Genomic DNA, 13,814 nt, shown 5'->3' on the forward strand with positions numbered 1-13,814 from the left:
CCCGCGACAAACGCCGAAGGCCCTCTCGTCCGAGAGGGCCTTCGGCATTCAACGAATTCAGTCGACCGGCAGGCCCCACGGCCGGCGGTCCAACTCGACCCAGCCGCCACCACGTGCGAGTGCAGCGCGCACACCGGCCACGTGGTCGGCGAACGACGCCAAGTCGCCGTGTAGCAATTCGGCGCGCTCGACGTCCAACGGGTGTGTGTCGTCATGCCACAGGTCGACCGCGAACGAGGCGACGAACGACATCGACTGCAGGAGCTGCAACAGCGCAACGGAAGGGCGCGGGTTCTCGTCGAGGTAGGAGAGGCGGATCTCCTCGCACACGGCGAGCAGCGATCGGACCTGGCGGATGGCGTCAGCCGGCGTGCCGTCCCACGACGGGTCCGGCCACACGCGGTCGCTCAGCTCCAGCCAGAGCCGCCAGCCCGTGGCGAGTTCCTCGTCGTCTGCAGGAGACCACTTACCCATGCATCCACTGTGCATGCGCGAGCAACAAGAGTCTCGTGACGATGACGCACGCCACGGCAACCGATGCGCCACACGTACGTCCTGTAGCGCATGACGCGTAGCTGGCAAGGGCAAAGCGTGAAGAGCCTCGCGAGAGGGCTCGCCCTGGGCGTGGTCCTCACGGCGCTCGCCCTCCCCGCACTCCGGTACGAGATCACCGACCACGCCAACCTGGTGACGCGCGTGCTGGCCTACGGCTTCCTGCTCGTGCCCTTCGCGGTCGTCACGGTGCTGAGGAGCGACTTCCCCGTCACGCACACGACCGGACTGGTCGCGGGTGCGACGGTGGTACTGGCGGGCACGGCGCAGACCTACACCGGCACGCCGATGCCCTACGTGTGGCTCGCGGCGGCGACCCTGTTCGGGTGCGCCGCCGCGAGGATCGTGCGGAACGAAAGGCTTACGCCTTCACCTTCTCCGGTTCCGGCTCATCGGAGTTGAGCGAGTCCAGCAGCACGTCCCGCTCGGTGGAGGGCTCCTTCTTCAGGAAGCCGATCGCCAGATAGAGCACCAGCGAGAGCAGCAGCGGCCACGACACGAGCACGCCCTTGGTGACCCAGGCTGCCTTGTTCATCTGCTCGATGTACAGGAACGCCCACATGCCCAGGCCGCCGACGACCGAGGCGATCGCCGCGGTCGAGCCGATCCTGCGGAACCACGGCAGCAGGCCGAGCATCAACGGGATCGCGATCGGGCCCATCGTGGCGGCGACCAGGTCGACCACCACCTTGAGCACGAAGCCCTGGCCTCCCGAGGCGATCGCGATGATCATGCTGATGCCGATGAAGGCGAACGTCGTTATGCGCGCCAGCTTCAACTGGTTGTCCGCCGAGAACGTCTTCACCTTCTTCCACAGGTGGGGCAGCATGTCGCGGTTGATGACCGCGGCGATGACGTTCGCGTCCGACGACACCATGGCCATGGTGTGCGAGAAGAAGCCGGCCAGGACCAGACCGATCATGCCCGCGGGCAGCATCTGCTTGCCCATCTCGATGTAGGCGTTCTCTGCCTGCGCGCCCTCGAGGCCCGGCACGATCAGCGGCGCCGCCCACATCGGGAAGAACAGCACGAGCGGCCACACGAGCCACAGCGCGGACGAGAGCAGCGCGGAGCGCTTGGCCGCGAAGCCGGACGGCGCGGCCATGTAGCGCTGCGCCAGGTTCCACATGCCGCCGTTGTACTCGAGCGTCTTGATCAGGAAGAGCGCCATGAGGAACGTCGACGTGTAGGGGCCCGCCAGCGGGTCGCTGTGGCTTTCGGGGAGCTTGTCCCAGATCGTCACGGGGAAGTCCCAGCCGAGCGTGCTGGCGACGGCGAAGAGCATCGCGAAGCCCGCGGCCGCCTGGATGATGAACTGGCCGAAGTCGGTGAGCGCGTCGGCCCACAGGCCGCCGAGCACGGAGTAGACCATCGTGACCAGGCCGATGATGATGATGCCCCAGGTGATGGGGACGCCCGCGAAACCGCGGAGCAGGATCGAGACGGCCGCCCACTTGGCGGCGATGTCGACGACCTTGAGCAGCGCGCCGGCGTAGGCCATGACCTGCTGGGTGGGCACGTTGTACCGCTTGGCCAGGTACTCGAGCGGTGACTTGACGTCGTGCTTCGCGCGCAACCGGTTCCACCTCGGCGCGAACAGGAACGCACCGATGCCGACGCCGATGCCGATGGTCAGCGACCACCAGACGTAGACGGTGAGTCCGAGCCGGTACGCCTCAGAGGCGAACGCCACGAACATGACGGCGCTGTAGCCCGACATGTGGTGGGAGATGCCCGACAACCACCACGGCATCCTGCCGCCTGCCGTGAAGAAGTCGGCGATGTTGTGGACTCGCCCGCGCGACCAGAGCCCGATCCCGACCATCACGAAGAAATAGCCGACAACCACGATCCAATCGAGGGTGCCCATGTGACCTCCTTGCGTGCACACACGTGTGCCCGCGAGAGCACCAGGCCTCATGGCGGCGGAACCTGGCACATCCGCACGGGATATGTGACGTAGGTCTTACGAGACTGTTGCCCCGTGGCGGAAGAGTTTCGACGGTCTTGAATCACATTCGTGACCCTTGTTCATCTACATGAACCGTCTCAGGCTCTTGTCGGCCCTGAGCTCATTGCCTGACCCATTCCGCGTCACGCGGAAGAGGGAACGCCGTCACTCCTCTGGAAGCACGAACGGAGGTGCTGATGCTCCCGCCAAGCCGACCTGCTCCCGGCGTCGCGCTGATCGACCCAGTGCCGCTGTACCGCGAAGGCCTGTCCGCCCTGGTCAGACGCACTCCCGGCCTGCGCTGGCTCGGCTCGACCGGCGATCTGCACGCGGCCGTTCGCCTGCACGAACGCCTGCGTCCCGACGTCCTGCTCGTCGACTCCGTGCTCGACCCGGTGGGCCACCTGGCCCGCCTGCTGGTGGAGCGCGATCCGACGCTGCTCGTCATCGGGCTGGTCCGCGACGCCCACTCGCACGCCAACTACGTCACGACGGCGCTGGAGGCGGGTGTCCGCGGTGTCGTGCCGCGCAGTGCCCAGCCTGAGCAGATCGTGCGGGTGATCGCCGAAACCTGCCGTTCACGCGGCTACGTGCACCCCGACCTGCGACCGACGGAACGGCCGACGCTGACCAAGCGCGAGTACGAGGTGCTCACGCTGATCGCTGAAGGCCTGGAGAACCAGCAGGTCGCGAAGGAACTGATCGTCTCCGTGGAGACCGTGCGCACCCACGTGAAGGGCATCCTGCGCAAGCTCAGCGCGCGCGACCGCACGCATGCGGTCTCGCTCGCCTACCGCTCAGGCCTGCTGATCGGCAGCCCAGCCGTGCTCGAGTAAGCCGAACACCTCGGCGGCCGCCTGCTCGCGGTCGGACCGCTCGAAGATCACGTCCCGCGCCTCCAGCGCGAACCGGGCCAGTGCCGCACACCGGACGTCGTCCGCCGGCGCACCCGCCTCCTCCGCGATGGCGCGGGCCAGCGCGCCCTGGTGACGCGTCCACATCCGGTGGCCGTACTCGCGCAACGCCGGCGTCTCCAGCACGAGCCGCTGGAAGACCTCGAACTGCGGGTGGTCGGCGTGCCCCCGCGCCGCCTGCACGAAGTGGTCGCGCAGCGCCGCCGGGATCGACCGGCCCTCGCGCTTGCGCACCGCCTCGACCAGTGCCGACTCCTGCTCCTCGTCCTCGTCGAAGAGCAGCGCCTCCTTGCTCGGGAAGTGCTTGAACAGCGTCGTGACCGACACGTCCGCCGTGTCGGCGATCTCCTTCACGCCCACGTCCTCGAAGCCGCGTTCGAGGAACAGTCTCGTCGCCGCGTCGGAGATCGACTGACGGGTCTGCAGCTTCTTCCGCTCACGGCGGCCGGGCTCGGTCACCCACCGATCATACCACCTCGGTTTAGTCGGTTCAAAAGTGTAGTGATTGCACTTTCGCAGTCGATACGCTTTCATGGAGCCATGACCTCACCACGCATCGCCATCGCCGGAGCCGGCATCGGCGGCCTCACCTGCGCCCGCGTCCTCCAGCTGCACGGCTTCGAGAACGTCACCGTCTTCGAGCGGGAGGCCTCACCGGAGGCCCGCCAGCAGGGCGGCACCATCGACCTGCACGCCGACAGCGGCCAGGAGGCCGTCCGCGCCGCCGGGCTGTTCGACGAGTGGCGCGCGCTCGCCCGGTTCGAGGGCCAGGAGCAGCGCAAGGTCGACCACACCACGGCGGCGTTGCTCGAGCACGAACCCGCCGAGGGCGACTTCCGGCCCGAGATCGACCGCGGCCAGCTCCGCGACCTCCTGCTGGGCTCACTCACCCCCGGCACCGTCACCTGGGGCCTCGGCATCGACTCGGCGGAGCCGGGCGAGGTGCGGTTCCCCGACGGCTCGACCGCCGCGTTCGACCTGGTCATCGGCGCGGACGGAGCCTGGTCGCGGGTCCGCCGCGCCCTGTCGCCGGCCCGGCCGGAGTACACCGGCGTGCTCTTCGTCGAGATCCGGCACGACCACGACGAGCAGCTGCTCGCCCTCACCGGCCAGGGCACGATGGTCGCCGACGGCGACGGCCTGATGATCTGGTCGCAGCGCAACAGCGGCGATCGCATCCGCGCGTACGCGTGCATGCGCGCGAGTGAGGATTGGAAGCCCTCCAACGCCGACCTGCGTGACCTCTACGCGGACTGGCACCCGTCGCTCACGGCGTTCCTGGAGGGCGAGCTGATCCACCGGCCGCTGTACTCGCTGCCGGTGCCCCACACCTGGGAGCACACCTCCGGCGTGACACTGCTGGGCGATGCGGCCCACCTGCAGCCACCCCTGGGCGTCGGCGCGAACCTCGCCATGCAGGACGCGGCCGATCTGGCGCTCGCGATCGCCGAGCACGGCGTCCACGAGGGCGTCCGGGCGTACGAGGCCGTCATGGTGCCGCGGGGCGTGAGTTGTGCTGAGCGCACGAACCCGGCACTTCTGGAGATGGTGCCCGAGCGACCGGTGCGGGTCTGAGGGCCGCGGGGATGCCTCGAACAGGCCCACGCGGTCGCAGCGCCGTCCCACGTCCGGGACGCGACCACGGGCCTCACGGAAAGCCTCCACCTGGCTGCGGTGCCGCCCGAAACAGCGCCCGACCCCTCGGATCCGCCATCCCACCCGTCCAGCCGACCTCACGGCGCACATCCGGTTTCCAAGCACCCACACGCGTCTGACCGGCTCTCATGCCCGATTCAGGCCATGCGGAGGAGTGTCTGATTCGCCACCAGTGGGTGGTCGGCCTTGCCGGGGTTACTGTCGGGTAATACTCTGTTGTTACCGGTCAGTAGGCGACCCCGCCGCGACCCTGAGGAGTGAGCTGACGAGATGGGCCACTACAAGAGCAACGTCCGGGATCTCGAGTTCAACCTGTTCGAGGTCTTCAACGTGCAGGACCACCTCGGCACGGGGCCGTTCGAGCAGTCCGACGAGGACACGGCGCGCAGCGTGCTGGCCGAGGTCAAGAACCTCGCGGAGGGTGTCCTCGGGGACTCCTTCGTCGACGCCGACCGCAACCCGCCGGTGTTCGACCCGGCGACGCACTCGGCCACGCTGCCCGAGTCGCTGAAGAAGTCGTACCAGGCGGTGTGGGACGGCGAGTGGTACCGCCTGTTCCTGCCGAACGAGCTGGGTGGCTTCGGCACGCCGCCGTCGGTCACGTGGGCCGCTTCCGAGCTGCTGCTCGGCGCGAACCCGGCCGTCTACATGTACCTGGCGGGTCCGAGCTTCGCGACGGTCGTCTACAACAACGGCACCGAGCGCGACAAGCAGTGGGCTCAGCTGATGATCGACCGCGGCTGGGGCGCCACGATGGTGCTGACCGAGCCGGACGCCGGTTCCGACGTCGGCGCCGGACGCACCAAGGCCTTCAAGCAGGCGGACGGCAGCTGGCACATCGACGGCGTGAAGCGCTTCATCACGTCCGCCGACCAGGACCTGACCGAGAACATCATGCACATGGTGCTCGCGCGTCCCGAGGGCGAAGGCGTCGAGGCGAAGCCGGGCACCAAGGGCCTGTCGCTCTTCCTGGTGCCGAAGTTCCACTTCGACCCGGAGTCCGGCGAGCTGGGCGAGCGCAACGGCGCCTTCGTGACCAACGTCGAGCACAAGATGGGCCTCAAGGCGTCCACCACGTGCGAGCTGACGTTCGGCCAGCACGGCGTGCCCGCCAAGGGCTGGCTGCTGGGCGAGGTGCACGACGGCATCGCGCAGATGTTCGACGTCATCGAGTACGCCCGCATGATGGTCGGTACCAAGGCCATCGCGACGCTGTCGACCGGGTACCTGAACGCGCTGTCCTACGCCAAGGAGCGCGTGCAGAGCGCCGACCTGACGCGCATGACGGACAAGACCGCTCCGCGCGTCACCATCACCAACCACCCGGACGTCCGCCGCAGCCTGATGCTGCAGAAGGCGTACGCCGAGGGCCTGCGTGCCGTGTACCTGTACACCGCAACGCAGCAGGACAAGGTGATGCTCGGCGGCGAGGACGCGAAGCTGGCGGCCAAGGTCAACGACCTGCTGCTGCCGATCGTCAAGGGCGTCGGTTCGGAGCGCGCGTACGAGCAGCTCGCGCAGTCGCTGCAGACGCTGGGCGGTTCGGGCTTCCTGCAGGAGTACCCGATCGAGCAGTACATCCGCGACGCGAAGATCGACTCGCTCTACGAGGGCACCACGGCCATCCAGTCGCTGGACTTCTTCTTCCGGAAGATCATCCGCGACAAGGGCCAGGCGCTCGCGTTCATCAACGGCGAGATCCAGTCCTTCCTCGACAACGAGGGCGGCAACGGTCGCCTCAAGGAGGAGCGGGCGCTGCTCAAGCAGGGTCTCGAAGACCTGCAGGGCATGCTCGGCGCGCTGGTCGGCTTCCTGACCACCTCGCAGGAGGACGTCCGCAACCTCTACAAGGTCGGCCAGAACTCGGTCCGCCTGCTGATGACCGCGGGTGACGTCCTCGTCGGCTGGCTGCTGCTGCGCCAGGCCGAGGTCGCGCTGGAGAAGCTCGGTGGCACGCCGTCCGCCAAGGACAAGGCGTTCTACGAGGGCAAGATCGCGGTGGCGTCGTTCTTCGCGAAGACCGTGCTGCCGGAGCTCACCGCGCGTCGCAAGATCGCGGAGTCCACGGACAACGCGCTGATGGACATCGACGAGAACGTCTTCTAGGACTTCTCGCAGACGACGGGGCCGTACACCTCCTGCCCGAGGTGTGCGGCCCCGTTCTCATTGCCTCACAACGAAAGCAAGCCCGGTTCTACCGCGAACGACACCGCGCTGAGCACGAACACCAGCAACAGCAACAAGATCGGTTCCCTGCCGAGCACGTCGAGGCTCAGCCGGCCGACTGCCATCACCGGCCCGCCGAGTGCCACGACGAGACGCGGCGAGAGGTCGGCGAGAGGTCGGCGAGCCTACCGCCGGCGTTGACACCGACGAACGACCCGACGCCGAACAGCACCAGCGCGACCGGCACCCACCACTCGCCCAGCCCGGCGACATCGGTCACCACCGGGGCGAGGAAGGTGAGATGGCCGAACGTCACCGCGTTCACGAGCACCGCGAGCGCGATGACGAGCAAAAGCCCCGGCGAGCATGAACTCAAGGGTGCCCATCGCGAACACGGCCAGGGCGAGCAGCACGCCGGCGCGATCACCTCACACGATGCAGCTTGATTTCGTTGTCAGTTGACAGTCGCTCGTTCGGAATCAAAGATTGGCTGGTGTTCCTGTACCTGCTCATCACGTGTGCGATCGTCGGCGTCGTGGCGCTCGCGACGATCGTCCTGCGGCGCTTCAACAACCGGCAGGTGCGCCAGGACAGGCTGTGGTTCGGGTACCAGCAGCACATGAACGAGCTGCGCGAGGCGTCACCCGAAGCGGAGCTGGCGACGGTCGCGCGGGTGTACCAACGGGCGGGGAGCGGCGCCAAGGCCGTGATCGTGTGGCAGCGGACGGGAGTCGAGCAGGACTCCTGGTTCGAGGGTGCGAGCCCGGGTCCCGGTGATCTCCTGCTGCTGCGCGGAAGCCCCGGCTGGGGGCCGGATGCCGCCAGCCCCAACGTCTTCTACGTCGCGCCGGGACAGGTCCTGTCGTCCATGACGGTGGAGGCGCAGGAGGCCGCGGCCCGGCATCAGCACAGGCTCGCGGCCACCGGGGTCACTCCTTGAGAGCGCGCGCCGCAGCGAAGCAGTAGACGCCGAACGCGGCGATGCCGATTGCCACGGCGGACAGCAAGAACATGCCGTAGGGCTGTGCCGCCAGCGTCTTCAGCGCCTTGTCCATGCCGCCGGACTGCTGGGGGTCGGCGTTGATCGCGGCGAGTCCGACGAGGACACCGATCACGCCGTACGCGGCACCCTTGCCGATCCAGCCGATCCTGCCGACCGGCTCGATCCACTTCGGGGCCTTGCCCATGTCGAGGTCCTTCTCGAAGGACTTCTTGATGCCCTTGTAGATGATCACACCGGCGATCCAGAGGATGCCGATCGCGATGGCACCGACGATGAACTGGCCGCCGGGCCACGAGAGCACCTGCGCCGTGAGTTCTTTCTGCTGCTGGTTCTGGTCACCAGAGCCACCGGAGCCCGTCGCGTATTTGAAGGCACCCAGGGCGATACCGGTCGCCGTGACGGCGCGGGCAGCGGACCCGATGCGCTTGAAGATGCGCTTCCGCTTCTTCGCGATGTACGTGTAACCGACGAACGCGAGCAGCAGCTGCCACAGGGCGAAACACACGAGGCCGATGCCGAGTGTCCACAGCAACCACTCGCCGCCCTGAGCGATGTCGCTGATCGCGCCCTTCGAGTCGGCCTGTTCGGAGTCACCGAACGCGACCTGGATCGCCAGCCACGCCACCAGGACGTGCACGACCCCGTACATCACCATGCCCGCTCGCCCGAGCATCTGGACGACGGGATGTCTTCGCGCCTCTTGCGCAACAGTGGCCACGAACGGGTGATTACCCGCGCGTGGCCACTGTGAATCCGAGATTTTCTCAGCCGCCGGGCGGCGGCTCACACACGATCTTGAACTGCGGGTCGTAGCGGACGGTCCGCGACTCGTTGCGGGACTGGCCGGTGCGGCGGTCCTTGATGGTGCGCGTGTCCGTCACCGAGAAGCCGGGAGCGCCGTTGCTCGGGGCGCAGCCGGCCTTGTTGACCTTCTTCTCCTGCGGCTGCGTGGGGTTGAAGTCGCCGCTCGTGGAGCCGGTGACGTCGTAGTTCTTGGTGCCCCAGAGCTTGATCGTGATCGACGAGCCGGTCCAGATGGTCTGGATGGCGACGCCGGTGTCGTCCGGGTTCGTGAACGAGATGTCGATCAGGCTGTTGCCCGCGCCGTCCATGAACACGGTGGCCTCGCGGCCCTTCGGGTACCGCGTGATCCAGTAGCTGTGCTCCTTGTGGCCCGCGTCCTTCATGCCCGCGTAGTAGTACGCGTTGTAGAGCGTGGTCGCGAACTGCGAGATGCCGCCACCGACCGCCATGCCGGGGATGCCGTTCTCGATGATGCCGGCCTCGACGTAGCCCTGCGCGGTACCGCGGGGGCCGGTGTACTTGTTGAGGCTGAACGTCTCCTTGGGCTTCACGATCGCGCCGTTGACCTTCTCGGCCACGACCCGGATGTTGACGCCCGACGCCGGGGCGAAGCCACCGGTGGAGAACTCGCCGATGACCTCCTTGATGCCCATCTTGTTCGCCTGCTCGGTGGTGACCTTCGCGGGCGTGTGCTTGTACTCGAACTTGACCTCGCGCGCGTCCGTCTTCTTCAACGTGTCGAAGTAGGGCTGGAGGTTCTTGTCCCAGTCGAGGTCGAGGCCGTCCACCGAGGGCTTGACCGTCGGCCTGCCGCCCTCGAAGACGATCTCGGCGTCCTTGCCCTGCTTGACCGTGTCCTTGAGCTGCGGCGTCGTGACCTCGGCGAGCTTGTCCTTGTTCGGCGTGACGTTCAGCGCGCCACCCTCACCGGGAGCGAAGGCCAGCGTGGACCCGATCTGCTCCGGCGTGAGCGTCGCGTCCTTGCCCTCGCCCTTGATGACGACCGGACCGGACACCGCGGTCTTCACGACGTCGTTGAGCGCCTTCTCGACGCCCTCCTTGGTCGTCTTGACCGGGGTGAAGTCCATCGGGACCTCGACCGGGTTGCCGGACGCCCAGTTCGCGACCACCGCGGTCACGGCGTCCTCGGCCTTGAGCTTCTGGCCGTCGTGCGGCTCGACCGCGACGGGCGTCGCACCCTCGAACTTGATGGTGCCCTCGATCGGGTCGTGGTCGAGCTTGGGGCGCAGGGCCTCGAGCGCGCCGGAGACCTTCGCGTCGTCCGCCTTCGTCGCGACACCGACCTCGCGGCTGGTGAAGAACGAGGTGACACGCGTGAACGGGCTGAGCGGCTGGCTGCCCGCACGTTCGATCGTGCCGTTCCAGTCGAGCTCCAGGCCCGCGGCCTTGGGGTCGAGCTCGGACGTGACGTCGCCGGCCTTGAGCGCGACGGGCTTGTCCAGCCGCGGGCCGATCTGGTCGCGGAGCTTCTTCTCGGCCTCGTCGTGGCCCATGCCGCCGACGTCGACGCCCGCCACCGTCACACCGCGCGGCACGTTGCCGCTGGAGACGAGGATGTCGAGGCCGTAGAGCAGGCCGAAGGCGCCGACCACGGCCGCGGCCACGATCAACGCCTTCTTCTTCGTGTTCTTCGGCTGGGCCTCGTCCTCGCCCGGCTCGATCATCACGGGCCCGTAGACGCCGGAGTCCTCCGGGCGCGGCTCGGGTTGCGGGACGGGCGGCGCCACCGGCTTCATGTACTCCGTGGCGTCCTCGCCGGCCGGGAACCCGACACCGGGCACCGCCGCGGTGATGGTCGGCTCGCTCGAGTCCGGCTCCTCAGACGGCCAGGCCGCGGTCGAGGCGTCCACCTGGACCGGCGCGATCTTGGTCGTCTGCTCCGAGGACGTGCCGCCGGGACCCACCGGAGGCATCGCTCTCGTCTTGTCAGCGTCGTACGGCACAGCTCTCCCCGTTGCCCTGTCTCCTGAGGTGGCCCATGTGTGTGTAGCTATCAGGCGTCGATCACGAACCGGCGCTCATAGGTACAGACCAGTACCGTGTTCGGTGAGCTCCGTCGCCACCGCGTGCAGATCGCGTTCCCTCATCACGAGATACGTGGTGCCGTGCACCTCGACCTCAAGCTGATCTTCCGGGTTGAACATCACCCGGTCGCCGACCTTCACGTGGCGCACGCTGGTACCGACTCCGAACACTTCACCCCACGCCAACCGCTTCGCCATCTGGGCCGTAGCGGGGATCACGATGCCTCCGCTGGAACGCCGCTCGCCGTCCTCGGGCGAGATGCGGACCATCACACGGTCGTACAGCATCTGGATCTCGAGCTTGACATCAGGCACCAGCAGAGTCTACGTGCCCTGCTGACCGTCCTCGTCCATGCCGCCCATCAGCAACGGGAGCCTGGTAGGTGCATCGGCAACCACTCGAACGGGGACACCCCAGTCCTGCCTGGTCAGGCGGCAGACCGGGTGTTCGTCGGCAGGATCGTCACTGCAACTGGCGGCCTGCGCTACGACGTGCAGAACGCCGTTCGTGACCTGATCGTTGATCCGCAACGCCCGTACCAGTTCGGTGGTGACGCCCGCGCCCTCGACGATCAGCTCCGGGGGTGAGCTCGTGATCTCCAAACGTGTTGAGGGGCCATACCTTTCGTCCAGTTTCGTCCCCTTCGGAGGGGTGAAGACGACGGCGAGCTCGAACTCCCCGGCCGCGATGTCGGTGGACGGCCGCTTCACCTCGTGGGCAGCGCCGTCGATCTTCACGGCCGCCGCCGTGAACCGCTCGAGCCGGTGCGCGGCACTCGCGACCACGACGAGCTCGTTGTCGACGACGAGTGCGTCGGACGGCTCGGCGACGTCCGTGGCGATGGTCGTCAGGGTGTTCGTCTCGGGATCGAAGCGCCTGATCGCGTTGTTGTAGGTGTCGCTGATGGCGACCGAGTGGTCCGCGAGGACCGTGACGCCCAGCGGGTGCTGCAGCAGCGCCTCGTCCGCGTCGCCGTCCTTGTGCCCGAACGAGAACAGCCCCTTGCCGATGACGGTGCGGACCTCGCCGTTCTCGAGGTAGCGCAGCGCGCTCGTCTCGGAGTCGACCATCCACAACCGGTCGCCGTCGGCCGCGAGCCCGGACGTCTGCGCGAAGAACGCACCGTCCGCCGGCCCGTCGTTGATGCCTTCGACGGTGGTGCCGGCGAGTCTTGAGACGGTGTTCGTGGCGGGGTCGAAGAAGCTCAGCGTGTGGTTGCCGGCCATCGCGATGGTGACGCCACCGTTCCACCACGCGACGTCCCACGGACTCGTCAGCTCGATCTTGTCGGCCGGCCCGTCGGTCTCGCCGTCACGCCACTGCTCACCGGTGCCCGCGAGCGTCGTGACCTCACCGGTGTCGAGGTCGAGGCCGCGCAGCAGGTGGTTGACCGTGTCCGCGACGACGACCTGGTTGGTGCCGGGCACCAGCGTGAGGCCCGCGGGCTCGGAGAAGGTGGGGTTCAGCCCGTCCAGGCGACCGCGCTCACCGGTGCCGATGCGGCGGATCACCGTTTCGCCGTCGGGTTCGAGCTCCACGATGCTGTGGTGCGCCGAGTCGCTGACGAGGATCGTGTTCCGCGGCGTGACGATGGCCTTGGCGGGGAAGCGGAGCGTGGTGCTCGCCGGCTCCGGCGCCTGGTACGGCCCCCGCCCGCGGTGCAGCGTGCCCTTCTCGTCGTGCTCCTCGACCAGCTCCCTGATGATGGTCCTGAGGGCCTCGACGTGCCCCTCACCAGCGGCGACGTGCACGACGTAGCCCTCTGGGTCGATCAGGTCCAGCGTGGGCCACGCCTTCACGGCGTAGTTCTGCCACGTCGTGAGCTCCGGGTCGTCCAGGACCGGGTGGTGCACCTCGTACCGTTCGACGGCGGCCTTCAGCGCCTCCGGGTCGGCCTCGTGCACGAACTTCGGCGAGTGGACGCCGATCGTGACGAGGACGTCCTCGAACTCCTTCTCCAGCGGGCGCAGCTCGTCGAGGACGTGCAGGCAGTTGATGCAGCAGAAGGTCCAGAAGTCGAGCAGCACGATCTTGCCGCGCAGGTCCTTGAGGCTGATCTGCTCGCCACCGGTGTTCAGCCAGCCGCGTCCTACCAGTTCAGGGGCTCGGACACGGGCACGGCGCTTCACAGTCGTCACGGCCGTATCCAACACTGTGGACGGTCGCGCTGTTCCGGGGTCCATCAGGTGGACTGCTTTCGTTTTGTTCGTTTTGAGCTAGCCTGAAGGCATGACGGCAGGTGCGAGCGAGCGAACAGTGCTGCCTCCGGCCCAACCGGAGAGCTTGTCCCCGTGGGTCGCGGCACTGACGCGTTCGGGGAACGAGGCCGCCGCGCTCGTGGCACCCGACGGCACGAACCTCCCACTACCCCCGGAAATCTTCGACGTGCTGAGGGAGGTCGTGTTCGCGATGTCACGAGGCCTGGCGATCACGGTGGCCCCGCAACACACCGTTCTCACGACAAGCGAAGCCGCACATCTGTTGGGGGTCTCACGGCCGACCCTGGTGCGTTTGCTCGAGGCCGGAGAGATTCCTTACGAGCAACCCAACAGACATCGCCGAGTTCGCTTGGCAGATCTTCTCGCCTACCAGGACCGCTCCCGCAGAGCACGCGGCGCTGGACTGGACGAGATGGTCCGCGACGGCGAGGACAGCGGACTGTACGACCTCCCGTTGGACACGCCGTTCGAACGGATGCCGACGAACGACGACTTCAGGTGAT

At 67.6% G+C, this 13,814-nt stretch carries 14 protein-coding genes; 6 read left to right on the forward strand and 8 right to left on the reverse strand.

Annotated features, from left to right (window positions below; all coding sequences use genetic code 11):
- Positions 1-57: 57 nt before the first annotated feature.
- Positions 58-474 carry a hypothetical protein gene (locus IEY88_RS25630; RefSeq protein ID WP_189157387.1) on the reverse strand — a complete coding sequence of 139 codons (417 nt, stop codon included), beginning with the start codon at positions 472-474 and terminating at the stop codon, positions 58-60.
- Between the two features lie 117 nt (positions 475-591).
- Between IEY88_RS25630 and IEY88_RS25635 the strand changes: the two genes are divergently transcribed.
- Positions 592-954, forward strand: a complete 363-nt coding sequence (locus IEY88_RS25635; RefSeq protein WP_189157388.1) for a hypothetical protein — start codon at positions 592-594, stop codon at positions 952-954.
- Here the strand turns inward: IEY88_RS25635 and IEY88_RS25640 are convergent.
- Complete coding sequence (locus IEY88_RS25640) at positions 914-2,422, reverse strand: sodium:solute symporter family protein (RefSeq protein ID WP_189157389.1); 1,509 nt, start codon at positions 2,420-2,422, stop codon at positions 914-916. The genes IEY88_RS25635 and IEY88_RS25640 overlap by 41 nt on opposite strands.
- Before the next feature lie 278 nt (positions 2,423-2,700).
- On the opposite strand from IEY88_RS25640, the gene IEY88_RS25645 reads away from it, so the two are divergent.
- Positions 2,701-3,339, forward strand: a complete 639-nt coding sequence (locus IEY88_RS25645) for a response regulator transcription factor (protein WP_189157390.1) — start codon at positions 2,701-2,703, stop codon at positions 3,337-3,339.
- On the opposite strand, the gene IEY88_RS25650 is transcribed toward IEY88_RS25645, so the two are convergent.
- Positions 3,301-3,876, reverse strand: a complete 576-nt coding sequence (locus IEY88_RS25650) for a TetR/AcrR family transcriptional regulator (protein ID WP_229693746.1) — start codon at positions 3,874-3,876, stop codon at positions 3,301-3,303. The genes IEY88_RS25645 and IEY88_RS25650 overlap by 39 nt on opposite strands.
- An 81-nt stretch (positions 3,877-3,957) precedes the next feature.
- Here IEY88_RS25650 and IEY88_RS25655 point away from each other — a divergent pair, with 81 nt between their 5' ends.
- Together IEY88_RS25655 and IEY88_RS25660 are read left to right on the forward strand one after the other, a co-directional pair.
- Positions 3,958-4,992: an FAD-dependent oxidoreductase gene (locus IEY88_RS25655; RefSeq protein WP_189157392.1), complete on the forward strand. Its 1,035-nt coding sequence runs from the start codon at positions 3,958-3,960 to the stop codon at positions 4,990-4,992.
- Between the two features lie 351 nt (positions 4,993-5,343).
- Complete coding sequence (locus IEY88_RS25660) at positions 5,344-7,179, forward strand: acyl-CoA dehydrogenase (protein WP_189157393.1); 1,836 nt, start codon at positions 5,344-5,346, stop codon at positions 7,177-7,179.
- Between the two features lie 184 nt (positions 7,180-7,363).
- Here IEY88_RS25660 and IEY88_RS25665 read toward each other — a convergent pair whose 3' ends face one another.
- A complete protein-coding gene (locus IEY88_RS25665; RefSeq protein WP_189157394.1) occupies positions 7,364-7,615 on the reverse strand; it encodes an MFS transporter in 252 nt (83 codons plus the stop codon).
- 117 nt (positions 7,616-7,732) lie between these two features.
- On the opposite strand from IEY88_RS25665, the gene IEY88_RS25670 reads away from it, so the two are divergent.
- The gene (locus tag IEY88_RS25670; protein WP_189157395.1) at positions 7,733-8,179 is read left to right on the forward strand and encodes a hypothetical protein; all 447 of its coding nucleotides are present in this window, start codon (positions 7,733-7,735) and stop codon (positions 8,177-8,179) included.
- Here the strand turns inward: IEY88_RS25670 and IEY88_RS25675 are convergent.
- From IEY88_RS25675 to IEY88_RS25690, 4 genes are all read right to left on the reverse strand, one after another.
- Positions 8,169-8,915, reverse strand: a complete 747-nt coding sequence (locus IEY88_RS25675; protein ID WP_229693747.1) for a DUF1206 domain-containing protein — start codon at positions 8,913-8,915, stop codon at positions 8,169-8,171. The two genes, IEY88_RS25670 and IEY88_RS25675, sit on opposite strands and share 11 nt — an antisense overlap.
- 91 nt (positions 8,916-9,006) lie before the next feature.
- Positions 9,007-10,803 (reverse strand): VanW family protein, encoded by a 1,797-nt coding sequence (locus IEY88_RS25680; RefSeq protein WP_373294190.1) that lies wholly within the window; start codon positions 10,801-10,803, stop codon positions 9,007-9,009.
- Positions 10,804-11,085: 282 nt separating this feature from the next.
- The gene (locus IEY88_RS25685; RefSeq protein ID WP_189157396.1) at positions 11,086-11,406 is read right to left on the reverse strand and encodes a GroES family chaperonin; all 321 of its coding nucleotides are present in this window, start codon (positions 11,404-11,406) and stop codon (positions 11,086-11,088) included.
- A gap of 9 nt (positions 11,407-11,415) precedes the next feature.
- Positions 11,416-13,275 (reverse strand): NHL domain-containing thioredoxin family protein, encoded by a 1,860-nt coding sequence (locus IEY88_RS25690; RefSeq protein ID WP_189157397.1) that lies wholly within the window; start codon positions 13,273-13,275, stop codon positions 11,416-11,418.
- 46 nt (positions 13,276-13,321) lie between these two features.
- Here IEY88_RS25690 and IEY88_RS25695 point away from each other — a divergent pair, with 46 nt between their 5' ends.
- Positions 13,322-13,813 (forward strand): helix-turn-helix domain-containing protein, encoded by a 492-nt coding sequence (locus tag IEY88_RS25695; RefSeq protein ID WP_189157398.1) that lies wholly within the window; start codon positions 13,322-13,324, stop codon positions 13,811-13,813.
- Position 13,814: the final 1 nt, after the last annotated feature.

The organism is Lentzea pudingi (assembly GCF_014646255.1).
Classification (GTDB): Bacteria; Actinomycetota; Actinomycetes; order Mycobacteriales; family Pseudonocardiaceae; genus Lentzea; species Lentzea pudingi.